Annotated in this window: 20 protein-coding genes; 18 read left to right on the top strand and 2 right to left on the bottom strand. The window is 69.4% G+C overall.

What is annotated here, in order from left to right:
- Window positions 1–108 precede the first annotated feature (108 nt).
- The 14 genes from madL to NEF64_RS09800 all read left to right on the top strand — a co-directional run bounded on the left by madL (window position 109) and on the right by NEF64_RS09800 (window position 18846).
- The gene (gene madL / locus NEF64_RS09865) at window positions 109–552 is read left to right on the top strand and encodes a malonate transporter subunit MadL (RefSeq protein WP_056408416.1); all 444 of its coding nucleotides are present in this window, start codon (window positions 109–111) and stop codon (window positions 550–552) included.
- 11 nt (window positions 553–563) lie between these two features.
- A complete protein-coding gene (gene madM / locus NEF64_RS09860) occupies window positions 564–1328 on the top strand; it encodes a malonate transporter subunit MadM (RefSeq protein ID WP_056022622.1) in 765 nt (254 codons plus the stop codon).
- A gap of 4 nt (window positions 1329–1332) precedes the next feature.
- Window positions 1333–2022 (top strand): GntR family transcriptional regulator, encoded by a 690-nt coding sequence (locus NEF64_RS09855; protein ID WP_056408419.1) that lies wholly within the window; start codon window positions 1333–1335, stop codon window positions 2020–2022.
- A 155-nt stretch (window positions 2023–2177) separates the two neighbouring features.
- Window positions 2178–2372 carry a hypothetical protein gene (locus NEF64_RS09850; RefSeq protein ID WP_056408422.1) on the top strand — a complete coding sequence of 65 codons (195 nt, stop codon included), beginning with the start codon at window positions 2178–2180 and terminating at the stop codon, window positions 2370–2372.
- A 94-nt stretch (window positions 2373–2466) separates the two neighbouring features.
- A complete protein-coding gene (locus NEF64_RS09845) occupies window positions 2467–2796 on the top strand; it encodes a hypothetical protein (RefSeq protein WP_056408426.1) in 330 nt (109 codons plus the stop codon).
- Window positions 2797–2836: 40 nt separating this feature from the next.
- Window positions 2837–3202, top strand: coding sequence for a CsbD family protein (locus NEF64_RS09840; protein WP_056408430.1), 366 nt, complete (start codon window positions 2837–2839; stop codon window positions 3200–3202).
- 4 nt (window positions 3203–3206) lie between these two features.
- On the top strand, window positions 3207–4739 hold the full coding sequence (locus NEF64_RS09835; protein WP_252573687.1) for a PAS domain S-box protein: 1533 nt from the start codon (window positions 3207–3209) through the stop codon (window positions 4737–4739).
- A complete protein-coding gene (locus NEF64_RS09830) occupies window positions 4736–4948 on the top strand; it encodes a CsbD family protein (protein WP_056408432.1) in 213 nt (70 codons plus the stop codon). The genes NEF64_RS09835 and NEF64_RS09830 overlap by 4 nt, the downstream gene beginning before the upstream one ends.
- Window positions 4949–4983: 35 nt before the next feature.
- The gene (locus NEF64_RS09825; protein WP_056408435.1) at window positions 4984–5862 is read left to right on the top strand and encodes a hypothetical protein; all 879 of its coding nucleotides are present in this window, start codon (window positions 4984–4986) and stop codon (window positions 5860–5862) included.
- A gap of 243 nt (window positions 5863–6105) precedes the next feature.
- Window positions 6106–13605: a BapA/Bap/LapF family large adhesin gene (locus NEF64_RS09820; protein WP_056408439.1), complete on the top strand. Its 7500-nt coding sequence runs from the start codon at window positions 6106–6108 to the stop codon at window positions 13603–13605.
- 114 nt (window positions 13606–13719) lie between these two features.
- Window positions 13720–15048, top strand: a complete 1329-nt coding sequence (locus tag NEF64_RS09815) for a TolC family protein (RefSeq protein ID WP_235516466.1) — start codon at window positions 13720–13722, stop codon at window positions 15046–15048.
- Window positions 15045–17207 (top strand): type I secretion system permease/ATPase, encoded by a 2163-nt coding sequence (locus tag NEF64_RS09810; protein ID WP_056408441.1) that lies wholly within the window; start codon window positions 15045–15047, stop codon window positions 17205–17207. Before NEF64_RS09815 ends, NEF64_RS09810 begins: the two co-directional genes overlap by 4 nt.
- On the top strand, window positions 17204–18391 hold the full coding sequence (locus NEF64_RS09805) for an HlyD family type I secretion periplasmic adaptor subunit (RefSeq protein WP_056408444.1): 1188 nt from the start codon (window positions 17204–17206) through the stop codon (window positions 18389–18391). Before NEF64_RS09810 ends, NEF64_RS09805 begins: the two co-directional genes overlap by 4 nt.
- The gene (locus tag NEF64_RS09800; protein WP_056408445.1) at window positions 18388–18846 is read left to right on the top strand and encodes a helix-turn-helix domain-containing protein; all 459 of its coding nucleotides are present in this window, start codon (window positions 18388–18390) and stop codon (window positions 18844–18846) included. Before NEF64_RS09805 ends, NEF64_RS09800 begins: the two co-directional genes overlap by 4 nt.
- Window positions 18847–18857: 11 nt before the next feature.
- On the opposite strand, the gene NEF64_RS09795 is transcribed toward NEF64_RS09800, so the two are convergent.
- Window positions 18858–20258 carry a sensor histidine kinase gene (locus NEF64_RS09795; RefSeq protein WP_056408449.1) on the bottom strand — a complete coding sequence of 467 codons (1401 nt, stop codon included), beginning with the start codon at window positions 20256–20258 and terminating at the stop codon, window positions 18858–18860.
- Window positions 20248–20913, bottom strand: coding sequence for a response regulator transcription factor (locus NEF64_RS09790; protein WP_031439546.1), 666 nt, complete (start codon window positions 20911–20913; stop codon window positions 20248–20250). Before NEF64_RS09790 ends, NEF64_RS09795 begins: the two co-directional genes overlap by 11 nt.
- A gap of 113 nt (window positions 20914–21026) precedes the next feature.
- Here NEF64_RS09790 and NEF64_RS09785 point away from each other — a divergent pair, with 113 nt between their 5' ends.
- The 4 genes from NEF64_RS09785 (at window position 21027) to NEF64_RS09770 (ending at window position 25805) form a co-directional block, all read left to right on the top strand.
- On the top strand, window positions 21027–22115 hold the full coding sequence (locus NEF64_RS09785; RefSeq protein WP_056408451.1) for an ABC transporter substrate-binding protein: 1089 nt from the start codon (window positions 21027–21029) through the stop codon (window positions 22113–22115).
- Complete coding sequence (locus tag NEF64_RS09780; protein WP_252573686.1) at window positions 22112–23617, top strand: OprO/OprP family phosphate-selective porin; 1506 nt, start codon at window positions 22112–22114, stop codon at window positions 23615–23617. Before NEF64_RS09785 ends, NEF64_RS09780 begins: the two co-directional genes overlap by 4 nt.
- A 169-nt stretch (window positions 23618–23786) precedes the next feature.
- Entirely contained in the window at window positions 23787–25088 is a 1302-nt protein-coding gene (locus NEF64_RS09775) for a CitMHS family transporter (protein WP_056408458.1), read from the top strand.
- Between the two features lie 63 nt (window positions 25089–25151).
- Complete coding sequence (locus NEF64_RS09770) at window positions 25152–25805, top strand: alpha/beta fold hydrolase (RefSeq protein WP_056408460.1); 654 nt, start codon at window positions 25152–25154, stop codon at window positions 25803–25805.
- The last annotated feature ends 40 nt before the right edge of the window (window positions 25806–25845 follow it).

Below are 25845 nucleotides of genomic sequence, written 5' to 3'. Positions count from 1 at the left end.
AACCCTGTGCATACTTGGTGACGTATAAGACGCCAGATCGAATACATTGAGAGGATATGCCATGAGCGAGTCCCTACCCGTTGCCGCCACATATGCGGGACGCGGCGCATGATCGCCGGAGTCGCGCTGCTCGCGATCTGTACGCTGATAGGGCAATTGCTGGGCGAAGGCCTTGGCGTGCTGCTCGGCGTGAAGGCCAATGTCGGCGGAGTCGGCATCGCGATGATCCTGCTGATTGCCGCGCGGATGTGGCTGAAGACGCGCGGTCGCTACAATGAGGGCGTGTCGCGCGGGATCGGCTTCTGGGGCGCGCTGTATATCCCGATCGTCGTCGCGATGGCGGCGCAGCAGGATGTCGTCGCCGCGGTCGAGGGCGGCCCGATCGTGCTGATCGCGGGCGTCGGCGCGCTGCTGCTGTGCTTCACCGCGGTCGCGATCATCAGCCGGCTCTCGGGCACGCCCGAGACGATGGACGAGATCGAGGCACGCGAGACGCGTGAAGCCGAGATGGCGATCGCCGCCGGATCCCCCGCCCCGATCACCCCGCGCTGAGGACCGAACGCATGGAAATGATCACCAAGGTCCTGACCGCCAATGCACTGCTCACCGCGTTTGCGGTCGTCGGCATCGTCATGTGGCTGTCGAACATCCTGTCCGCCAAGCTGACGATGGGCCGGGTCCACGGCTCGGCGATCGCGATCCTGATCGGCCTCGCGCTCGCCTTCTGGGGCGGGATCGCGACGGGCGGTCACAAGGGGCTCGCCGATTTGCCGATGCTCGCGGGGATCGGGCTGATGGGCGGCGCGATGCTGCGCGACTTCGCGATCGTCGCGACCGCGTGCGAGGTCGATGTCGAACAGGCCAAGAAGGCGGGTCTGATCGGCGTCGTCGCGCTGCTGCTCGGCACGATCCTGCCGTTCATCGTCGGCGCGCTGGTCGCGGCGTCGTTCGGCTATACCGATGCGGTGTCGATGACGACGATCGGCGCGGGCGCGGTGACCTATATCGTCGGGCCGGTCACGGGTGCTGCGATCGGGGCAAGCTCGCCCGTCATCGCGCTGTCGATCGCGACGGGCGTGTTCAAGGCGGTGATGGTGATGGTCGGCACGCCTTTGGTAGCCGGGCTGATCGGGCTCAACAACCCGCGCAGCGCGATGGTGTTCGGCGGGCTGATGGGAACGGTCAGCGGCGTGTCGGGCGGGCTCGCCGCGACCGACCGCCGGCTCGTCCCTTATGGCGCCTTGACCGCGACCTTCCATACCGGGCTAGGGTGCCTGGTGGCGCCGTCGATCCTCTATCTGATCGTCCGCGCGATCGTGGGGGGCTGACAGCGTGGCGGATATCGAGAGCGAAGACACGGGACTGCTGTCCGACCGGATCCGCAACGCGCTGACCGATGCGATTTCGTCGGGCGAGCTCGCGCCGGGCACGATGCTCGACGAACAGCAGCTGGCCGACCGTTATGGCGCCTCGCGCACGCCGGTCCGCGAGGCGCTGCGCCAGCTGGCGACCAGCGGGATGGTCGAGGTCCGCCCGCGCCGCGGAGTCATCGTCCGCCACGTCACCGCCGAGGAGGTGATGGACATGTTCGAGACGATGGCGGAGCTCGAGGCGGTGTGCGTCCGGCTCGCCACCTACCGGATCACGCCGCTTGAGCGCAGCCGTCTGCTGCGGGTGCATGAGGCGAGCGAGGCGGCGGTCGTGGCGGGCGATGTCGACGCCTATGACGCGCTCAACCGCGAGTTCCACGAGGCGATCTACCGCGCGGCGCATAACGACTTCCTCGCCGACCAGGCGATCGCGGTGCGCACGCGGCTCAACGCCTTCCGCCGGATGCAGCTGCGCCAGGACCGCCGCCTCGCCAGCTCGCGCGCGGAGCATGACGCGGTGATGCGCGCGATCGCGGAGGGCGATGGCGACGAGGCGGCGCGGCGGATGCGCGCGCACATGCTGAATGCCGCGAGCGCGCTCGACAGCTATATCGCGCACCAGGACGCCGCGCACGCCAAGCCGGCGGGATGATCGCCCGGCGTGGAGGGTTCCGCCACGTATGAGTCCCCCCGGAGGCATGCTGCGCCGACTGGGATATCTACCCAGTGCACTGGTCCTTTCCGATCACGCGGCGGTGGCGCTGACGGCCTAATGTCGCGTCGACGACCATTGGGAAAAGCAGGACGATGACGGATCAGGACGACGACCGGCCGCCGCAGACCGGGGGGGCCGGCGAGGCCGCCTATTTTCACGCGCGCGCCGATTGGCACGAGCGGCGCGCCAACGTGGCGACCGATGCCAGCACGATGACGCTGCATCGCCGGTTCGCGCGATTGTACCGGGCGCGGGCGGCCGATCCTCTAGTATATGAGTACGCATGATTAGCACATAAATACCAGGAACTTACGTCCTGTTTCACGCTTTATGCGTCCGATCCGGGAGCAGTTGCGCTCCTGGAATGTCGGGAGCCCGATCATGAAAAGCCTGTCTGCGACGATCGCCTCGCTTGTGCTGATGACGGCAGTCGTCGGCTGTGCGGCACCGGCAACGCGGATATCCTCGGGGTTGCAGCGCTACGGGCTCGACGCGCCGCGCGCGGATTGCGTCGGGGAGCGGCTCCAGTCGCGCCTGTCGCTCGGACAGCTCCAGCGGCTCGGCAAGGCGGCCGCGGCGTATCGGCAGAACGACACGACGCCGGGGGCGCTGACGCCGTCCGACCTGATCCGTGTCGCCTCCGAACTGCGCGATCCGGCGATCGCGCTCGAGGTCGGCAAGGCCGCGGCGGCATGCCGTGTCCTGCCCTGAGCCGAATTGACGTTTCCCCACTTTCGAGAAGGACAAGACGATGAACAAGGACGAATTCCAGGGCGGCGCACGCTATGTCGGCGGCAAGGTCGAGAAGACGATCGGCGATAGCGTCAGCAGCCGTGACTGGCAGGTCGACGGGGTCGTCGATCAGGTCGCAGGCGGCGCACAGAATCTCTATGGCCGCGCGAAGTCCGCGGTCGCCGATGCCGTCGATGGCGCCCCGGAGCTCGCCGACAAGCTCGGCAGCGACGCGCGCGAGGCCGCCGACCGCGCCGGCCAGCTGGCGCGCCATGGCGCGCGGACCGTACAGGAGTCGGCCGAGGACGCACCGTTGCTCTGGGCACTCGGCGCCGCCGCGATCGGCTATGGCCTGGCCTGGCTCGTCCACGGCCAGCGCGACTGATCCGATGACCGCCGCCCCCGCCCTCAAGTCGCTGCGCGACTCCGCCGATCTGCGCCATCTGCGCCAGATCATCGCGGGGCTCGACGAGGGCGTAATCCTGATCGATCCGGATCAGTCGATCCTGTGGGCGAACTCTGCGGCGCTCGCGATGCACGGGGTCGATGCGGTCGAGGATCTGGGGGCGACGGTCGACGCGTATCGGGCGAAGTTCCAGCTGCGCTATCGCAACAACCACCGGTTGGGCGACGATGACTATCCGATCGAGCGCGTCGTGTCGGGCGAGGCGTTTTCGCAGGTGGTGGTCGAAGTGGCGGTCGCGGGCGAGGACAGCCCGCGCTGGGTCCATCAGGTCCGCAGCCTCGTCCTGACCGACGACCAGGACGAGCCCGAATGCCTCGTGCTCGTCATTCAGGACGTCTCGGCGCAGTTCGAGGCGGAAGACCGGTTCGAGCAATCGTTCAACGCGAACCCCGCGCCCGCGCTGATCTGCCGGCTGTGCGATCTGAAGTTCGTGAAGGTCAATCAGGGTTTTCTCGACATGACCGGGCATGAGCGCGACGGGGTCCTCGCGCGCACGCTCTACGATCTCGACATCCTCGCGCATGCCGACAAGCGCGACGTGGCGAAGCAACGGCTGTGCGAGGGCCGGACGATTCCGCAGATGGAGGCCGAGCTCGACCTGCCCGAAGGCGGTACCAAGCTGGTGATCGTCGCAGGCCAGCCGATCGATCTGGCCGAGCAGGCGTGCATGCTGTTCACCTTCGCGGACCTCGAACCGCGTCGCAAGGCGGAGACCGCGCTGCGCCACAGCGAGGACCGGTTCACGCGTACCTTCTCGCTCGCGCCGGTCGCGCTGGCGATCGGCACCCGCGACGGCCACCGGCTGTGCGACGTCAACGAGGCGTTCACCGAGCTGACCGGCTATACGGCGGCGGACATCGTCGACCAGCCGCTTGGGGTCGTCGATCTGTGGGAGACCGGTGCGATCCAGCACGAGATCGAGGGCGAGATCGCCGCCGACCGGCCGATCCGCGACCGCGAACTGCGGCTCCGATTGAAATCGGGTCAGGTGATCGACGGGATCGTCTCGAGCGAACCGATCCAGCTTGGCGGCGAAGCGTGCATGCTGTGGGCGATGCGCGACATCAGCACGCGCAAGGCATCCGAGCGCGAGCTGGTCCATGCGATCGAGGCGGTGATGCAGGATACGAGCTGGCTCAGCCGGTCGATCATGGAGAAGCTCGCACGGATCCGGACGCCGCAGGCCGATCCGGTCGGCGTCGGGCTCGACGAGCTGACCCCGCGCGAGCGCGAGGTGCTGGCGCTGATCTGTCGCGGGCTCGACGACAAGTCGATCGCGCGGACGCTCGACGTCTCGGGCAACACCGTGCGCAATCACGTCGCGCGGATCTATTCGAAGATCGGGGTCAACCGCCGCAACGCCGCCGCCGCCTGGGCGCGCGCGCGCGGCTTCGACGGAGACTCGCTGCCCGCGCGTCATCCGGCCGACGCAGCAAGCAAGGAGGTCGCAGCATGACCGACGACACGACACCCGGCGGCAAGGCTGGCAGCAAGACCGGACGCGCACGCCAGGCCAAGGGCTCCGTCCAGGAGGCGATCGGCAAGATCATCGGCGACCCCGGTGTCGAACGCAGCGGCCGCCGCGAAAGCAAGGCCGGCGCGAAGCAGGCCCAGGCCGAGCCGCATGAAACGGATCATTCCATCGACCGCGACGGCGCCGACTGACGCCGTCGCCGGCACATTATTCAACAGGAGCATCTATGACGATCACCACGACACCCGGCGTTCTGCCGGCCGACGACCTGCGTCTTGCGAAGACGCCCAGCCGCATATCCTGGGGGGCGATCTTTGCGGGCGTCGTCCTCGCGATCGCGGTCCAGCTCGTGCTGGGCATTCTCGGCACGGGCATCGGCCTGACGCTGGTCGACCCGGTCGAGGGGACCACGCCGGGCGCTGCGGGCTTCGGCATTAGTGCCGGGCTGTACTGGGTCGTCACGACGATCATCGCGCTTGGCGCGGGCGGCTATGCCGCGGCCCGCGTTGCCGGCGTGCATGACCGGTTCGACGGGCTCGTTCACGGGCTTGTGGTCTGGGGCGTGACGCTGATCCTGACGCTGTACCTGCTGACCTCGGCGGTCGGCGGGATCATCGGCGGCGCCTTCCGTACCGTCGGCTCGGTCGCGACCGCGGCCGGCACCGGAATCGGGGCTGCTGCGCCTAAGGTTGCCGACGTCGCCGGCGTCGATACGGGCGACGTCCGCGAAGAGGCGGCCGCCTATCTGTCGGACGCACCGTCGGATCCTGCTCAGATGACGTCGGAACAGGCTCAGAAGGAAGTCGCCAAGCAGCTTCCCGCGCTCGCCCGCGGCGGGCCGGACGGCGCGCGTGCCGAGAGCCGCATCGTCGACATCGTCGCCGCGCAGCGCAAGATCGCGCGTCCCGAAGCCCAGGCTCAGGTAACGCGCGCCAAGGCACAGTTCGTCAAGACCAAGGACGAGACGATCGCGACCGCCAAGTCGGCGACCGACACCGCCGCCGGCGCCGCTGCGGGCACGTCGTTCATGGTGGTGATCGCGATGCTGATCGGTGCCGCCGCCGCAGGGGCCGGCGCGACCGCCGCGACGCGCCGCCGCATCTGATCGCGATCCGCCGAGCCTGACTGGGGCGCTGCCGGATCCTCCGGCGGCGCCTTTTTTTTTGGCCGGCGCCTCACCGTGCCATGACCCTGGCCGCGGAATTGATTCCGATAGCGGAATGGTTGCAGCCCCCCGACCGCGCCGGGCTTTGTCCCTCTCGAGAAGCCAGCAGTTTCGAAGGTCGTCGACGTGCCCGCTGGGGCCGTCGGCGCCGCGGCGCTGCTGACCCGCACAGGAGGATGAAGCATGGACGTACACGTCATCTCGAAGGCAACCGGGGCCGTCACGCGCGTATCGGGAGACGCCGTCAGCCTCGATGCGCCGAGCGTCGTCCGGCTCGACCTTGCCCGCTCCGAAGTTGCGGGGTTCGAGCGCGAGGGCAATGCGCTCATCGTCCGCCTGACCAACGGGGACCATGTCGAGGTCGCCAATTTTCATCCTGAGGATGCCGGGGTCGCACCGCATGATCTCGTCCTGAACGAACCCGGCGGCACCATGTGGCAGGCGCGCGTCGCGCCGGGCGCGCCGCGCTTCGTTCCGCTCGAGGATCCCGAGGACCTCGTAGCGGCGGCGGGCGGCGGCGGTGGCGCCTCGCTCGCGCTGCCCGCTGCCCTGCTGGGCGGGGTGGTCACGGCAGGCGGCGCGGCGGCGGCACTGGGCGGCGGCGGCGGCTCGGATACTCCCGCGACCCAGCCCGATCCGGCCACCCCACCCGTCACGACCCCACCCGTGACGACCCCGCCCGTCATCACCCCGCCCGACACGACACCCCCCGCCGCTCCGAGTGTCACGATCGCAAGTGACGGCACGGCCGTCACCGGGCTCGGCGAGGCCGGCGCGACCGTCATCGTGCGCGATCCCGCGGGCATTGTGATCGGCAGCGTCGTCGTCGCGGCGGACGGCGGCTTCACGGCACCGCTGTCGCCAGCGCAGGCCAATGGTGGAAATCTTGCCGTCACGCAGACCGATGCTGCCGGTAATGTATCCCCCGCCGTACAGATCGCTGCTCCCGATACCACCGCACCCGGCGCACCCGGAGTGGCGATTGATGCTGGTGGCGCGACGATCACGGGTCGGGGCGAAGCGGGCGCGACCGTCACGGTGCGTGATGCTGCGGGCAATGTGATCGCCAGCGTCGTCGTGGCAGCGGACGGCAGCTTCGCTGCGCCACTGTCACCGGAGCAAGCTAATGGCGGCAGCCTTACCGTCACGCAGACCGACGCAGCGGGCAATATCTCCCCCGCCGTGCAAGTCGCTGCGCCCGATACCACTGCACCCGGCGCGCCCGAGGCAGCGATCGACGCTGGTGGCGCGACCGTCACCGGGCGCGGCGAAGCGGGCGCGACCGTCACGGTCCGCGACGCTGCGGGCATTGTGATAGGCAGCGTCGTGGTGGCAGCGGACGGCAGCTTCGCTGCGCCACTGTCACCCCCGCAAGCTAATGGCGGCAGCCTTGCCGTCACGCAGACCGACGCGGCGGGCAATGTCTCCCCCGCCGTGCAGGTCGCTGCGCTTGATACCACCGCACCCGGTGCGCCGGAGGCAACGATAGACGCTGGTGGTGCGACCGTCACCGGGCGCGGTGAAGCGGGTGCGACCGTCATGGTGCGTGATGCTGCGGGCATTGTGATCGCCAGCGTCGTCGTGGCGGCAGACGGCAGCTTCACGACGCCGCTGTCGCCCGCGCAGGCGAGTGGCGGCAGCCTCGCCGTTACGCAGACCGACGCTGCGGGTAATGTCTCCGCTGCGGTGCAGATCGCGTCGCCCGACCTCACCGCGCCGGTGACCCCCGCCGCTGCGGTGAACGGCGACGGGACGCTGCTCAGCGGCACCGGCGAGCCGGGCGCGACCGTGACGGTGACCGACGCCAATGATGTCGTTATCGGCACCGCGACCGCCGGGACGGACGGCGCCTTTGCGGTGCCGCTGTCGCCGGCGCAGACCAATGGCGAGACGCTGGGCGTCAGCCAAGCGGATGCGGCGGGCAATGCCTCGCCCGTGGTCGGGGTAATTGCGCCCGATCTCACCGCGCCGGCAGCACCGACAATCGCGCTCGACGGCACCGGCACGATCGCGACCGGCGCTGGCGAGCCCGGTGCGACCGTCACCATCACCGGCGAGGGCGGCGTTGTGCTCGGAAGCGGAAGCGTCGACGCCGGCGGACGCTATGAAATCACGCTGCGATCGGCGCAGACCGATGGTGAGCGGGTCGAGGCGGTCCAGAGCGACGCCGTGGGCAATGTGTCGGGCAATGCGAGCACGATCGCGCCCGACTTCACCGCGCCGGCGCAGCCGGTCGCCGCGATCAACGGGGACGGTACGCTGGTGACGGGGACGGGCGAACCCGGCGCGCAGATCCTGGTCCGCGACCTTGCCGGCACCACGATCGGCACCGCGCAGGTCGGGGTCGACGGGCAATATAGCGTGCTGCTCGACCCGGCACAGGCGAATGGCCAACGGCTCGCGGTGATCCAGACGGACGCCGCAGGCAATGCCGCGTCCCCACTGTCGCTGATCGCCCCCGACGTGACCGCGCCGGCGGCCCCAGCCGCCACAATCGATGCGACAGGGACAATCGTGAGCGGCAGCGGCGAGCCCGGTGCCCGGATCTCGGTCCGCGACGCCACCGATACCGAGATCGGCGCGGCGATCGTCGATGCGCGCGGCAATTACGATGTCGTGCTCGTCCCGCCGCAGATCGACAGCCAGCTTATCTCGGTTGTGCAGACGGATGCCGCGGGCAATGTCTCGACCGCCACCGCGCTGATCGCACCCGACCAGACCGCCCCGGCCGCGCCGACTGCGACGGTCACCGCCGATGGTGCGAGCCTGACCGGGACCGGAGAAGCGGGTGCGACGCTGACGGTGCGCAGCCCGGTCGGGGCGGTGATCGGCACGATCATCGTCGCGGGCGATGGCACTTATACCGTCCCGCTGACTCCGCCGCAGATCGACGGGGAGACGCTGAGCGTGCGGCAGGTCGATGGCGCGGGCAATGTCTCGCCCGAGGCGACTGCCGCGGCGCCCGATCTGGTCGCCGATCTCGGCCCCGATGCACCGACCGCGACGATCGCCATCGACGGCAGCGCCGTGACGGGGAGCGCGGTAGCGGGCGCGACGGTCACGCTGTTCGATGCCGATGGCGTGGTGATCGCGACGGGACTCGCCGCGGGCGACGGGCAGTACGCCATCGCGCTCGTCCCTGCGCTGCGTGACGGCGAGACGATCCGCGTGACGCAGACCGACGGGGACGGCAATGTCTCGCCCCCCGCGACCGCGATCGCCCCCGACCTGACCGCGCCCGACGCCCCCAGCGCGGTGCTCGACCAGACGGGCACGGCGCTGACCGGGACGGGCGACGCCGACGCGGCGATCACGGTGCGCGATGCCGACGGCACCGTGATCGGCACCGCGACAGCGAATGCCGCCGGGGCGTTTGCGGTGATCCTTGATCCTGCGCAGCGCGATGGCGGGACGCTTGCGGTGACGCAGGCGGACGCCGCGGGCAATGTCTCGGCCCCCGCGCTGGTCGCAGTGCCTGATGTCACCGCCCCTGCAGCGCCGACGGCGACCGTCGAGGGCGATGGCAGCCTCCTCGTCGGCACGGGTGAGGCCGGTACGATCGTCACCGTGCGCGATCCATCCGGCACCGCGATCGGTACCGCGACAGTCGCCGCCGATGGCGGTTTCCGTATCATGCTCGACCCCGCCCAGGCGGATGGCGAGACGCTGAGCGTGACGCTGACCGATGCGGCGGGCAATGTGTCCGCACCCGCCACCGCAATCGCCCCCGACATCACCGCGCCGGGCGTGCCGACCGCGACGATCAGCGGGGACGGTTCGGTCGTCACCGGATCAGGCCAGGTCGGCGCCACCGTGACCGTCACCGCGCCCGGCGGAGCGACGCTCGGGACCGCTATCGTCGCCGCGGACGGTGCCTATGCCGTCGCCCTCACCCCCCCGCAGCTCGACGGCGAGGCGCTGTCGGTCGTTCAAGCCGACCGCGCGGGCAATGTCTCGGCCCCGGTGGGTCTGCTCGCCCCCGATACCACCGCACCCGACGCGCCCACCGCGACGATCAGCGGCGACGGCAGTATCGCGACCGGTACCGGCGCGCCTGGTGCGACGGTCAGCGTCACCAACGCAGCGGGCATCGTGATCGGTACCGCGATCGTCGCAGAGGATCGGAGCTATACCGCGGCGCTGAGCCCGGCGCAGGCCAATGGCGAGAGGCTCGGCGTGACGCAGGCCGACGCGGCGGGCAATGTCTCCGCGTCGACCGGCGTGACGGCCCCGGACATCACCGCGCCGCCTGCGCCCGTCGCGATGCTCGACGCGAGCGGATCGGTCGTCATGGGCACCGGCGAGCCCGGCGCGACGCTGACGGTGCGCGATGCCGCCGCTACGGTGCTGGGAACCGCGATCGTCACTGCGCAGGGCGATTATAGCGTCACGCTCGCGACCCCGCAGATCGACCGTCAGGCACTGAGCGTGTCGCAGGCCGATGCCGCGGGCAATCCGTCGCCCGCGACCACGCTGACCGCCGCCGACCTGACCGCGCCGGCCGCGCCGCTGGCCACCGTCGCGCCCGATGGACTCACGCTCACCGGTACGGGCGAGGCGGGGGCGACGATCACCGTCCGCGATCCGCTGGGCCGCGTGGTGGGTCAGGCGGTCGTCGCGGGCGACGGCACCTATATAGTGCCGCTCGATCCGGCGCAGACCAACGGCGAAGTGCTGGGGGTCGACCAGCGGGACGCGGCCGGCAACGGCTCGCCCATCGTGACCGCGATCGCACCGGATCTCGTCGCGGACACCACGCCCGATGCGCCGAGCGCCGCGGTCGACGCGGATGGCGCTGCGGTAGCGGGGACGGCGAATGCCAGCGCCGCGATCATCGTCTATGACGCGGTCGGGACAATCATCGGCACCGGCGTCGCCGGTCCGGACGGAAGCTACCGTGTCGCGCTCGTCCCCGCCCGGATCGACGGCGAGACGGTCCGCGTCACGCAGACCGACGCGGACGGCGACGTCTCGCCGCCCGCCACCGCGGTCGCGCCCGACCTGACCGCCCCCGCCGCCCCCACGGCAATCCTCGATCTGACGGGAAGCGTCGTCACGGGCACGGGCGAGCCTGGCGCGACGATCACGATCCGCGCGGCCGATACGACCAGTCTGGGGACCGCGATCGTCGGCGCGAACGGCGCCTATGCGGTGACGCTGACGCCCGCGCAGATCGATGGCCAGACGCTGGCCGCGACACAGGCCGACGCCGCCGGCAACATATCGACGCCATTCGTGCTGATCGCGCCCGATTACACCGCCCCCGCCCTGCCCGTCGTCACGATCGCACCGGACGGCAGCACAGCGACCGGGATCGGCGAGCCGGGTGCGACCGTGACGATCCGTCTCGGTGCCGTCATCCTGGGTACTGCACAGGTCGCCGCGGATGGAAGCTATACCGCGCAGCTGAGCCCTGCGCCGGTCAATGGCGAGACTCTGTCGGCGAGCCAGGCCGATCCCACGGGCAACGTCTCGGCCGTCGCGACCGTCGCGGCGCCCGACATCACCGCCCCGCCGCCGCCGATCATTTCGGCGATCACCAACGACGGCACGACGCTGACCGGGACGGGCGAAGCTGGCGCACGGGTCGAGGTGCGCGGTCCCGATGCCACGCTGATCGGCGTCGCGACCGTCGATGCCGAGGGCCGCTATACGGTCACGCTGGCGCCGGCACAGGCAGCGGGCGGGACGCTCAGCGTCACCCAGGCCGATGCCACGGGGAATGTCTCGACCCCGGCCAGCATCGCCGCCCCGTTCGACATCGCCGCGTTCGGTAATGTCGACGCCGCGGGACTCGATCTCCTGCCGACCACGGCACCGGTCGATCTGGGGAACGCGCGCTATCTCGCCCTTGTCTCGCTGGGCCTCGTCAACCTCGACGCCGAGGTGCTCGCGGTTCGCAACGTCCGCTTCTCGGTGGCGGAGGGCCACAGCCTGGATGCACGGTTCACCTATGACGCAGCGGCAACGATCGGCGCCGCCAGTGACTATGCGGTGGTCGTGCAGCGGCTGGTGGGGACGCAGTGGGTCGCGGTCACAGGCAGCGGGCCGGCCTCGCTGCTCGAGATTGGTCTGCTCAACGGCAATCTCAGCGCGACCGAGACGCTGGGACCGGGCGTGTACCGGGCTTTCCTTACCTTCCAGGGAACGGCGGGCGTCGGGCTACTCGGCGATCTGTCGGTTGCCGGGATCGATTCGGACTTCACCGATATTGCCGGTGCAACGCCCATCGCGGCGAGCGGCAACGTCATCACCGACGCGGGCCCGGGTGGCGAGATCGACGTCACGGGCCCCGGAACCCGCGTCGCCAGCGTCACGGTCAATGGCGTGACGACCGACGTCGGACCGGACGGGAGCAGCGTCACCGGCACCTGGGGCAGCCTGAGGATCAACCCCGACGGCAGCTACAGCTACACCCCCGTCGCGAATGCCGGCGCGATCGGGCGGACCGAGACCTTTACCTACACGCTGGTCGACCCGACCGATGGCGAGCGTGAAACCGCGACGCTGACGATCGCGATCGGCAGCCCGGACATCACCGGCGCACCGCTTGCGGTCGCCGACCAGGCGTTTGCCGACGTGACGTTCCAGAATGTCGTCACGACGCTGCCGCCCGCCCCGGCGTTCGACTTCCCGTCGACCGGGACCATCCTGACGGGGCAGGTCACCGGCACGGGCACCGGCAGTTTCACCGTCGCCCCCGCCGCGGTGTCGGATATCACGATCGTCGCCGCGCGAACGGGTGGGCTGCTCTCCGTACTGCCGGCCTATACCGTCAGCGTGCGCAGCGCCGACGGCCTCATCGTGCGGACGGCAACCATCAATACGGTGCTGAACCCGGTGCTCGGCGGCGTCGCGACCTTCACCTTCGACGACCTGCCCAGTGGCAGCTATTCCTACCAGGTCAGCAGCAACGCGGCGCTAAGCGTCGGGAATTTCGGCACCACGGTATCGCTGGGCTCGAGCACCCTGTTCCTCAACGACTACACGCTGGCGACGCGCGAGACCGCGACGGGCAATCTGCTCGACAATGACACGACCAATACCAGCTTCGCGGCGATCCGCGTCGATCGCGGCACCGGATTTGCCGAGATCGGCGACACCCCGGTCACGCTGACCGGCCGATATGGCACGCTGCAAATCGATGAGACCGGGGGCTATGCCTATCAGCCCAGCGCGACGCTCGGCTTCTCCGCGGTCGATCTCACCGACAGCTTCACCTATCAGCTCGTCCAGCCCAATGGCGTGCTGTCCACCGCGACGCTGACCGTGACGATCGACGTGCCCGGCGACGGACCTGCCGCTGCGGCGGGCTTCGCATCGGTAGCATCGGACGCGAGCGGTTTCGCGGAAGTGACCGCCCTGGTGGAGGCCGGGGACCTCGACGTCATCCCGCTCGACGCGCTGACGGTACAGAGCATCGAATCGGGCGCGTTCGCGGCGGCCGGACCGGTGATCGGGCTCGCCACCTATGATCTGTTCGAGGGTCAAGGCGAGTTGGAGGACGTGCTGTCACAGTATCTTGCAGCAGAACCGCAAGCATCGATCGGAGAAGAGCCCGATACGGTTTCGTTCGATCCGATCGTCGTCACGGAAATCGCCACCGTCGTCGATCCGTTCGATTACCTCGCCACTATCCCGGATCAGGATCAGAACGGACTTGTCACCAGTCATGTTGTATAAGCATTCGAAACCGGTCTTTTCTAAAACCATTTCAGCAACTTAAAGACTGTTTACTCTATACGTTTCGTTAAGCACCCCTGTCCTTTGCTGGTGCCAGCAGAGGACAGGGACGCAATGATCACTTCCACTATGAGCGCGATGCGATCGCTGGCCGCGGGCGTCCTATTGGCGGCTGTGCCGTGTAACGCCGGGCAAGCGGTCGACACCCCTGGCCCCGCGACGCCGGGTCCGGTGACGCTCGAAACCGCGGCACGCGAAGCGGTTGCCTGGCATCCGTCGTTGACCGAGGCAGCGGGTGCGCTTGCGGCGCGCGGCGAGGAGGTGAAAGCGGCACGCGCGGGCTATCTCCCCACCGTCAGCGCCGGGATCGGCAGCGGGTTTGACAGTCGCGTATCGGGCACCCTGCGGCCGCGACCCCAGTTGGGCGCGTCGCAGATGCTGTTCGATTTCGGCAAGGTATCGAGCGAGATCGCGGGCGCGCGCGCCGGGACGCGGGTCGGGCGTGCCGAGATGCTGCTCGCGGTCGACACGCTGATCCGCGACACCGCCTATGCCGTGATCGAATATCAGCGCGCGTCGGCACAGCGGATCATCGCGGCCGAACAGGCGGACCGAATCCGCGAGATCAGCGAGCTTGTCGGCAGGCGCACCGCCTTTGGTGCCGCGACGCGATCGGATGCGCTGCAGGCACAGGCGCGGGTCGAGGCGGCGATGGCCAGCCTCGCGACGGTCGAGGCGGCGGAGCGCCGCTGGGCGAGCAATCTGGCCTTCCTGCTCGGTCGCGACGCCCCGCCCGCCGCGGTGTCCGCCGACGTCCCGGACTGGCTGATGCGGAGCTGTTCGGGTCCGGTGCCCGCCTGGGAGACGGTGCCGCTGGTCATGGCCGCCGAGGCGCAGGCGGACCGCGCCGCCGCCGCGCTGCGTCGCAGCCGCGCGGACCGCTATCCGACGCTGTCGATCGGCGGCGACGCCTCGACCGACGTGACCGCGCCGCTCGGCAATCGCAGCATCTACAATGTCGGCCTGCGCGTCTCGAGCAACATCTTCGCGGGCGGGGTCACGCGTGCGCGTGCGCGCGGCGCGGCGTTCGAGCTGGAGGCGGCGCAGGCGGCCACGCGCCGGGTCCGCAACGAGAGCAGCCAGCGGCTGGCCGAGGCCCGCCAGCAGATCGAAAGCCTGTCGCAGGTCGTCGCCACGTTGCAGTCGCGCCAGACCAACATGCGCGAGACCGGGCGCCTGTACCGGATCCAGTATCTCGAAATGGGCACGCGCACGCTCGTCGACCTGCTCAACGCCGAACAGGAATTCCAGCAGGTGCGGTTCGAGGCGGTGAACGTCGCGCAGACCCTGCGCAGCCTTCAGGTGGATTGCCTGTATCTGTCGGGGCGGATGCGCGACGCGTTTGCGCTGTCCGGTGCGACGGTGCGGGGGGTGACGCTGTGACCGCCGACCGGGTGCCGATCGCGGTGGCGGCGGGCGGACCGGGGGCCGGCATCGACGCGTGGCTCGACCTGCTTGGCCGCGTTGCCCGCCACTATCGCCTGCCGCTGTCCGAACAGCGTGCGCGGCTTGCCGCACACTGGGAGCTGGGGGACGACGACGAGGCGCGGGTCCGCACGCTCGCGCGCGCGACCGGGCTCGGCGTGCAGTTCGTCCCCGCCGCGGGGATGCGGCTGACGAGCTGGCGGCTGCCGCTGATCGTCCGGCTGCGCGACGGCGAGATCGCGCTGATCGAGGGGATCGACGCGGAGGGCCAGGCCCGGCTGATCGTGCCGGGCGACCGGGGCGGAGCGACGCATCTGCCGATCGACCAGCTGACCACCGGCGCGACCGGCTATGTCATTCCCCGGCCGTCGCGCTCGGCGCCCGACACGCGGATCGACGCCTATATCCGGCCATTCCAGGATCACTGGCTGCGCGACATATTGATGGCCGACGCGCCGTCCTACGGCCATGTCATGGTCGCGTCGGTGGTGACCAACTGCCTGGGGCTCGCGGGCGTGCTGTTCTCGATGCAGGTCTATGACCGCGTCGTGCCGGCGGGCTCGATCCCGACGCTGACGATCCTGTTCGTCGGAGTGCTGATCGCGATCGGCTTCGATTTCGTGCTGCGACGGCTCCGCACGAACATCGTCGATGTGCTTGGAAAACGGGCCGATCTGCGCATCTCGGACCGGGTCTTCGGGCACGCGCTGCGGGTCCGCAACCGCGCGCGCCCGACCTCGACCGGGACGTTCATCTCGCAGCTGCGCGACCTCGACCAGGTGCGCGACATGCTGACCTCGACGACCGTCGCGACGGTCGCGGACATGCCCTTCTTCCTGCTATTCCTCGGCGTGCTCTGGTATGTCGGCGGCGCGCTGGCGCTGGTGCCGCTCGCCGCGTTGGTCCTGTTGCTGCTGCCGGGGCTGCTCGCGCAACGCCGGCTGCGGATGTACGCGACCGAATCGATGCGCGAATCCTCGCTGCGCAACGCGATGCTGGTCGAATCGGTACAGGGCATCGAGGACATCAAGGCGCTGCAGGCGGAGGACCGGTTCCACCACCAGTGGAACCACTATACCGCGGTCGCGGGTGAGGCGCAGCTCAGGCTGCGCGGGCTGACCAACGGCCTGTCGGTGTGGACCCAGAGCGTCCAGAACGGCGTCTATGCCGCGATCATCTTCGTCGGCGCACCGCTCGTGATCGCGGGCGACATCACCACCGGCGTGCTGGTCGCGACCTCGATCCTCGGCTCGCGGATGATGGCGCCGATGGCCCAGGTCACGCAGCTGCTTAGCAGGTTCCAGCATGCCAAGGTGGCGATGGGCAGCCTCAACCAGATCATGGCGCTGCCCGTCGACACCGCCGACGCGGATCACCGCATCCCGCTGCCCGCAGTCCAGGGCGACTTCGCGCTGCGGTCCGCGGTCTTCACCTATGCCGACCCCAACGCCCCCCCTGCACTGACGGTCCAGACGCTCGACATCGCGGCGGGCGAGCGGATCGCGTTGCTGGGGCGCAACGGCGCGGGCAAGTCGACGCTGCTTCAGGGCCTGTCGGGGATGCTGCAGCCGGTGTCGGGCGAGGTGCTGCTCGACGGCCTCGCGCTGCATCAGGTCGATCCCGCCGATGTCCGCCGCGACATCGGCCTGCTGACCCAGACCTCGCGGCTGTTCCACGGGACGCTGCGGGAGAACCTGACGCTCGGCGCGCCGATGGCGTCGGACAGGGAGATTAGCGAGATGCTCGCGATGGTCGGCGCGGACACTATGGTCCGGCGGTTGCGCGACGGGCTCGGCCATGTCGTGCAGGAAGGTGGCAGAGGCCTGTCGGGTGGGCAGATCCAGGGACTGCTGCTTGCGCGGCTGCTGCTGCGCCAGCCAACCGTCGCGCTGCTCGACGAGCCGACCGCGGCGATGGACGAGGGCACGGAGCGCCACTTCATCGCGCGGCTCGGGGCGTGGAGCCGTACGCGTACATTGATCGTCGCGACCCACCGGATGCGGATGCTCGAGATCGTCGACCGGATCATCGTGATCGACAACGGCACCATCGTCCTTGACGGGCCCAAGGACCAGATCCTCGCGCAGATGCGCGGGACGCGGAGTGCCGCGGCATGAGCGCGCGGGCGATCGACGACGACCACCTGTTCGGCGGTGAAGGCAGCGTCCGGCTCGCGACCGCGACGCGGCTCGTCTGGATCCTGGCCGCGCTGTTCGTGGCAGCACTCGGCTGGGCGTGGTTCGCAGCGCTCGACGAGGTCGCTACCGGCGAAGCGCGCGTCGTGCCGACCAGCCGCGAACAAGTGATCCAGTCGCTCGAGGGCGGGATCCTGACCAAGCTTCCGGTGCGTCAGGACGATATCGTCACCCCGGGGCAGCTGCTCGCACAGCTCGATCCGACGCAGGCGGGGTCGACCGTCGACGAGACCGCCGCCAAATATCGCGCCGCGCTGGCGAGCGTCGCGCGGCTTCAGGCGGAGGCGAACGGCACGCCGCTGGCGTTCGCCGCCGAACTCGACCGCTATCCCGAGCTCAAGGCCGCCGAGACGCGGCTCCACGATACCCGGCGACGCAGCCTGCAATCGTCGATCCAGCTGATCGACCAGAGCCTGGCGCTGATCGGACGCGAGGTCCGGATCGGCGAGTCGCTGATCGCGGTCGGCGCGGCGAGCAATGTCGAGGTGCTGCGGCTGCAACGCCAGCGGGCCGAGCTCGAGCTCAAAAAGGCCGATCTGCGGTCGCAATATATGGTCGAGGCGCGGCAGGATCTGGCCAAGGTCACCGAACAGGTCGACTCGCTCGCACCGGTGGTTCGGGGGCGCTCGGACACGCTGTCGCGCCTCACGCTGCGCTCGCCGGTACGCGGGGTCGTGAAGAATATCGAGGTGTCGACGATCGGCGGCGTCGTGCCGCCCAATGGCAAGCTGATGGAGATCGTCCCGCTCGACGACCGGCTGCTGATCGAGGCGCGGATCCAGCCGCGCGACATCGCCTTCATCCGCCCCGGCCAGGCAGCCAGCGTCAAGGTAACCGCCTATGACTATTCGATCTATGGCGGCCTGACGGGCAGCGTGGTCAGCATCTCGCCCGACACGATCCGCGACGAGGTGAAGCCCGACATCCTCTATTACCGCGTGTTCGTGCGGACTAAGGCGGATTCGCTGACGAACAAGGCCGGCGCACGGTTCGCGATCACCCCCGGCATGGTCGCGACGGTCGATATCCATACCGGCAGCAAGACCGTGCTCCAGTATCTCGTCAAACCCCTCAACCGGGCGCGGGAGGCGCTGCGCGAACGATGACCGATGTCGCACGCCGCAACCTGCGCGCATCCGGCGCCGGCGCCACGAGACCGATCGCACCCGCGTTGCTCGCCCGCGCGCGCCAGGCCCGCCAGCTGCGCGCGACGATGAGCGCGTTCCTGCCACAGGACCTGCTGGTCGATCCGGCCTGGGACATGATGATCGACCTGTTCATTGCGGCCGCCACCGGCGAGACGCTCTGCGTGAAGGATCTGACGCTGATGTCGGGGGGCAGTGCGGCGGGGACGATGCGGCGGATCGATCGGCTGCAACAGGCCGAGCTGCTGCGACGCCATGTCGATCCCGCGGATCACCGACGCGTGCATGTCAGCCTGACCGATACCGGCCACAGGGCGATGGCGGCGATGCTCGACCATCTGTTCGATCGCGGCGCCGGGGATGCGGCCCCGGCGGCGGCGCCGAAATCCTTTGCACCGGGCAAGCTGCGCGGCTGACGGGCGCGGCGTTACCCGGCCGCGGCGGTACCGGGGAAGCGGACGACGATCGTCGTGCCGCGGTCCGCTGCGCCGAAGCCGACGGTCGCGTTCAACCGCGCGACGGCGGACCGGACGATCGCGAGCCCGAGCCCGCTGCCCTCCGGGCTGCCCGGTGCGCCGAGACGGACGAAGCGGTCGAACGCCACCTCGCGCTGGCTGTCGGCAATGCCCGGGCCGTCGTCGATCACTGCGATCGCGGTCTCCCCGCGCGACGTCTGGAGGCTGACCGTGACCGTGCCGCCACGGCGGTTATAGCGGATGCCGTTGTCGACGAGGTTCGACAGGATTTCGAAGATCAGCGTTCGGTGGCCGGGTACCTGGTAGGTTTCGACCGGGTCGGTTTCGAGCGTGAGGTCGATCCCCGCCTCGATCGCCTGGTTGATCTGGCGGGTGATGACCGCAGCGGCCACCTCGCGCAGGTCGACGGTTTCGAGCGGGGCGGACACCCCCGCCTCTTCCGCCCGTGCTAGTGCCAGCAACTGGGTGACGAGCCGTTCGAGCCGCGTCACGGCATCGCCGATTTCGTCGAGCGCCTCGTGCCGTTCGGCGCCCGAACCGCGCCGCGCGAGCGCCACCTGAACCTTCAGGACCGAGAGCGGCGTGCGCATCTGGTGCGACGCGTCGGCGGTGAAGCGGCGCACGCCGACCGTCGCGGTATCGAGCTGCGCGAGCAGCCGGTCGAACGCGCCGGCGAGCGGGCGGAGCTCGCGCGGCAGCGGCCCCGTGTCGAGCGGCGAGAAGTCGGGCCGCGCCCGCTTGTCACGCGCCTCGATCGCACCGCGCAGCCGGGCCAGCGGGCGCAGGCTCCACCCCAGCGCCGGGCGGAGCAGCAGCGCGGCACCACCGACCAGGACGCACTCGCCGATCAGCAGCGCGATCATCAGACGACGGGTCAGGGCTGACCGGTTGTCGATCGTCTCGGCGATCTGCACGATCACCGGCCGGTTGATCCGCGGCAGGTCGCGACGGACCTCGGCGATGCGGATCCGCTGACCGCGATAGCGCGCAAAGCGGTAGGCGGGCACATCGACCGCGAGCGCGGCGGGATCGGGTGCGGGCAGATCGGCATAGCCGGTGAGCAGGTCCCCGCCGACCGCGATGCGGTAATAGACGTTGTCGCGTTCGGCGTTCTCGAGCATCCCGAACGCGGCGGCGGGAAGGTCGAGCGTGACCTCGCCGCGCTCGACCTGCACGGTCTCCGCGATTGCGCCGAGCGCGCCCCCGAGCACGCGGTCGCTGGTGCGCCTGACGACGTCGGTGATCAGCGTCGCGCCCACCACGCCGATCAGGATCGCCGCCGCGAGCAGCGGGCCGAGCACCGCCACCAGCAGGCGCGTCCGCAGCGCGGGGGCACGCGCCTCAGCCGGCATCGAGCATATAACCGACGCCGCGGACGGTGCGGATACCCGGGCCGTCCGGCGCGAGCTTGGTCCGCAACCGCGTGACATGGACCTCGATCGCGTTGCCGCCGACGGGTTCGTCGAACCCGAACACCTCGCCGATCAGCAGCTCGCGCGGCACGACGCGGCCCGCGCGCATCGCCAGCGCCTCGAGCACCGCGCGTTCGCGGCGGCGCAGGTCGAGGACCCGGCCCGCGATATCCGCATCGCCCGTCGAGCGGTTCATCGTCAAACTCCCCACGCTCAGCACTGGGAGCGGATCGCCGCCGCGCCGTCGTCCCAGCGCGCGGACCCGCGCCTCGAGCTCCTCGGGGTCGAACGGTTTGCGCAGATAGTCGTCGGCGCCGAGATCAAGCCCGCGCACGCGGTCGTCCAGCGCATCACGTGCGGTCAGCATGAGCACGGGCACACGCTCGCCGCGTCGCCGCAGCGTCTCGAGCACCGCGAAACCGTCGATCCCGGGCAGCCCGACATCGAGGATGACGAGCGCATAGGGCTCGCCCGCGACGATGCCGAGCGCCTCCTCGCCGCTCGCGACATGATCGACCGCATTGCCGCCCGCCCGCAGCAATGCCGCGATGCTGCGCGCGAGGGCGGCGTCGTCCTCGATCAGCAGAATGCGCAAATCGGCTTACCTCGTTGATTCAAAAGGGCGTGAAAGGTTGGTGACAGCTTCGATTCGTATTCCACCGCTACTGCCTATCCGAACACAGAGACGGAAGGCGAGGAGAGGTGACGATGGCACGAATGGTTCTCACGATCGGATTGCTGGCAACGCTGACCGGGTTCGCGGCGACCGCGGTGTCGGCGCAGCGTCCGGCGGGCTATCCCCGCTCCTATGACACGCTGATCGAAAGCGCACGCGCCGAGCGGCAGGTCCGGATCTACGGCAATGCCGATCGCGCCGAGCTGCTGCCGGTGGTCGCCGCGTTTCGCAAACGCTATCCCGGCATCACCGTCCTCTATGCCGATCTCGGGTCGACCGAAATGTATCGCCGCTTCGTCGCCGAGACGCGCGCGCGGCGCCTGTCTGCCGATCTGGTCTGGTCGTCGGCGATGGATCTGCAGGTCAAGCTGATCAACGACGGTTTCGCGCAAAGCTATGCCAGCCCCGAAAAGCCCGCGCTGCCCGCCGTCTCGGTCTGGAAGAACATGGGCTTCGGCGTCACTGCCGAGCCGATCGGGATCGTCTACAACAAGCGGCTGCTGCCGCCGGCGCGCGTGCCGCGGACGCATGCCGAACTGGAGGCGCTGCTGCGGACGCAGCGCACCGCGCTGACCGGGCGCGTGACGACCTTCGATCCGTCACGCTCGAATGTCGGCTATCTCTATCTGTCGGAGGACATGGCGATCACGCGCGACACGCGGTCGTTGCTGGAGGCGATCGCGGCGACGAAGCCGGTCCTGTCGCGGACCAGCGAGCCGATGCTGCGCGGCGTCGCCGAGGGCCGGCAGGCGATCGCCTATAACGTCATCGGCTCCTATGCGCTCGAGCGCGCGAGCACCGATCCGCGGATCGGCGTGGCGTTCCTCAAGGACTATACGATCGTCACGTCGCGGATCGCGTTCATCGCCCGCGAAGCCGCGCACCCGGCGGCCGCCAAGCTGTTCCTCGACTTCCTGCTGTCGCGCGAAGGCCAGTCGCTGCTCGCCAAGCGCAGCCTCTGGCCGGTCCGCACCGACGTCCCCGCGCGCCGCCTTCCCGCCGCGCAGGCCCGACCGATCCGGGTCGGACCGCAGCTTCTCGTCACGCTCGATCATCTCAAGCGCCAGCGCTTCCTGCGCGACTGGACCGCCCTTCTTGCCAACGGAGCCTCTTCACGATGACCCCATTTCGTACCGGCTGCGCTCTTGTCGCGCTGATCATCGCGACACCCGCGCTCGCCCAGACCGGGGCACCGGCGCCCGGCGACGCCGACCTCGCCGCACTGGTCCGCGCGCAGGCGGCCGAGATCGCCACGCTCAAGTCCCGGCTCGACCGGCTCGAGACCAATGCGGTCGTTGCGCAGGCGGCCGCGCCCGCGGCCCCCGTCCAGCCAACCGGCGCTGCGCCGCAGCCGCAGCTCGCACAGACGGGCGAGCCCCGGCGGACCGTGCCGTTCGCGCCGCAGCTTGCGCCCCCCGGCCCGGCCGACCGCAGCGTCGCGCAGGCCGTGGCGGCACGCGACAATCCATCGGGTCTGACGACCGAATGGGGTGCGGGCCTGCCGGTCTTCCACTCGGCGGACGGCGTCTATACCTTCAAGCCGCGCGGCCGGATCCTGACCGATGTGAGCTCGAGCTTCGGGTCGAAATATGACGGCCGCAACATCACGACGACGGGGATGCGCGCGCTGCGCCTTGGTCTCGAAGGCGGCGTCGGTACGCATTTCTTCTATCAGTTCGAAAGCGACTTTTCCGAAAACGAGGTCGACGTCGTCACCGCGTTCGTCGGCTGGCGCAACCGGATCACGCCCGGACTCGATTACGACGTGCGCGCAGGCCATCTGTTCAACGACCGCAGCTTCGAAGGATCGACCGGGTCGGACTCGACCCCGTTCCTCGAGCGCACGACGGTCGCCACCGCGATCATCCCGCAGCGTGGCTTCTACGGCATCGGCGTGATGCCGCGGATCTTCTGGAAGACCGGCCACGCGTCGGTGACCGTCACCGGCGACCGGATCGACGGCACGCAGACGGTCGGCGACAGCCGCACCGTTCTCGGCCGCGCGCACTGGAACCCGATCAAGTCGGACACCGGCGTGCTTCATGTCGGGCTCTGGGGGTTCGACGAATCGCTGTCGTCCGTCGCGGGCACGCTGACCCGCAACACGGTGATCGGCGGGCGCTTCAACGGCGCGCTGCGCGTGTCGAGCGGACCGCTGACGGGCGGGACCGGGACGACGGGTTACGGCGTCGAGCTCGGCGGCTATCGCGGGCCACTGTGGGTGATGGGCGAAGCCGGCCAGCGCAATGCGCGGCTCGACGGTGGACGGCCCGATTTCGTCAGCAAGGCGTGGAGCGTGTCGGGTGGTCTCTTCCTCACCGGCGACCTGCCGCCCTATAACCCGCGGCTCGGCAGCTTCGGCCAGCCCAAGGTGCTCAAACCCACCTTCGATGGCGGCGTCGGCGCGATCGAACTGACCGCGCGGTACGAGAGCCTCGATTACAGCGACCTGCTGACCGGCGGCGACGGCTGGGCCGCGACGGTCGGGATGAACTGGTATCTCAACAGCTTCACCCGGTTCCAGGTCAACGCGATCCAGTGGAACACCGACAATCGTGCGGGCAATTATGTCGGCAACGACAGCGGCCAGACGGTCAGCGCGCGCGTCGGTGTGACGTTCTGATGCGTGGTGATGTTCGCAGAGCATTGCCCGCTCGCTCCGTCATCCTGACGAACGTCAGGACCCAGAGCCACAAGGGGCAGCGCTCGGTAACCCTGGGTCCTGACTTTCGTCAGGATGACGGGGGTTTTGCCCCCACCCCCTTTTTCACGCCCTTTCCTAGGACGATGCGATGAACCTTGCCCTGCTTGGCTTCCTGATGGTCGCCACGTTCATGACGTTGATCATGACCAAGAAGATGACACCGCTGGTCGCGCTGATCGTGATCCCCTCGATCTTCGGGGTCTTCGCCGGCGAGGCCGCGGGTCTCGGCCCGATGATGATCGACGGGATCAAAAACCTCGCGCCGACCGGCGTGATGCTGCTGTTCGCGATCCTGTTCTTCTCGACGATGACCGACACCGGCCTGTTCGATCCGCTGGTCGGACGGCTGATCCGGATGGTGCACGGCGATCCGATGCGGATCCTGATCGGCACGGTCGTGCTGTGCGCGCTCGTCAGCCTCGATGGTGACGGCTCGACGACCTACATCATCACGATCGCCGCGCTGCTGCCGCTGTACAAGCGCTATGACATGAACCGGCTGTATCTCGTCTGCCTGCTGATGACGACGAGCGGGATCATGAACCTGACGCCGTGGGGCGGGCCGACCGCGCGCGCGGCGAGCGCGCTGAAGCTCGATCCCGCGACGCTGTTCCTGCCGCTCATTCCCGGCATGATCGCAGGGCTCGCCTTCCTCGTCGGGCTGGCGGTGTATTTCGGCCGCAAGGAGCGCGCGCGCATGGGCGAAGCGGGCATCACCGCGACCGACACGTTCACCGGCATGGCGGTGTCGCAATATCCCGAAGCGCGCCGGCCCAAGCTGATCTGGTTCAACGCAGCCCTTGTCGTCACGCTGCTGACGCTGCTGGTCTGGGGCATCCTGCCGCTGTCGGTACTGATGATGCTCGCCTTCGCGATCGCGATGATCGTCAACTATCCCGGCGTCGCCGACCAGAAGGAACGCATCTCCGCGCATGCCGGCAATGTGCTGGCGGTCGTGTCGCTGATCTTCGCGGCGGGCATCTTCACCGGGATCCTCGGCGGTACCGGCATGGTCGAGGCGATGAGCAAGGCGGTGGTCGGCGTGATCCCGCCGGCGATGGGCCCCTATATGGCGCCGATCACCGCAGCGCTCAGCCTGCCCTTCACCTTCTTCATCTCGAACGACGCCTTCTACTTCGGGATGCTGCCGATCCTCGCCGAAGCGGGCGCGCATTACGGCGTCGCACCCGAGGCGATCGCGCGCGCGTCGCTGATGGGCCAGCCGGTCCATCTGCTCAGCCCGCTGGTGCCGTCGACCTATCTGCTCGTCAGCCTGGTCGGGATCGATCTGGCGGATCATCAGCGGTTCACGCTGGTGCCGGCGATCCTGGTCTGCGCGGTGATGACGGTGGTGGGCATGATCGCGCTCGCCTTCCCGTTCGTCGCCTGACCGGTCCGGCCGCCCGATGATGCCCCCCGCCCGCCCCCTGCTTCCCGCCACCGGAGACACCGCATGACCCGTTCGCCGATCCCGCTCGTGCTGCTCCCCGCCATGGGTTGTGACGGGCGACTCTGGGCACGGCAGATCATGGATCTTGCCGCGCTCGCCGAGCCCGAGTTTCATGACCTGTCGCAGGACGACACGCTGTCGGCGATGGCCGCGCGCGTGCTGGCCAAGGCACCGCCGCGCTTCGCGGTCTCGGGGGTCAGCCTGGGGGGCTATGTCGCGATGGAGATGGTGCGGCAGGCGCCCGACCGGGTCCTGCGTGTCGCGCTGTTCGGCACGCGCGCGTCGATGACGATACGTCCGCGGACGGTCGACGGCCAGGGGCTGCTCGCGACTGCCCCGCATGCCGATCCGCGACTGACCGCGATCGTGGCGGGCCCGGTGCAGGCGATGGCGGACCGGGTCGGCAAGGCGGTCTTCGAACGCCAGCAGCGCGCGCTGCTCGAACGGCCCGACATCAGCGACGCGATCGCCGCGATCCATGTGCCGACTCTCGTCGCGGTGGGCGATCGCGACCGGATCTGCACGCCCGACGATGCACGCGCACTGGCCACGCTGATCGAGGGCGCGCGGTTTCACGAATTGCGGGGCTGCGGCCATCTCGCCCCGCTCGAACGACCGGGTGAGGTCACCGCGCTGTTGCGCAACTGGTTGCGCTGACACGCGCGGCGGGCGCCCGAACAAAATGCGATCATGTTGA

This window comes from Sphingomonas aerolata (assembly GCF_023935825.1).
Taxonomy (GTDB): domain Bacteria; phylum Pseudomonadota; class Alphaproteobacteria; order Sphingomonadales; family Sphingomonadaceae; genus Sphingomonas; species Sphingomonas aerolata.
This window is presented reverse-complemented; position numbering and strand designations above follow the sequence as displayed.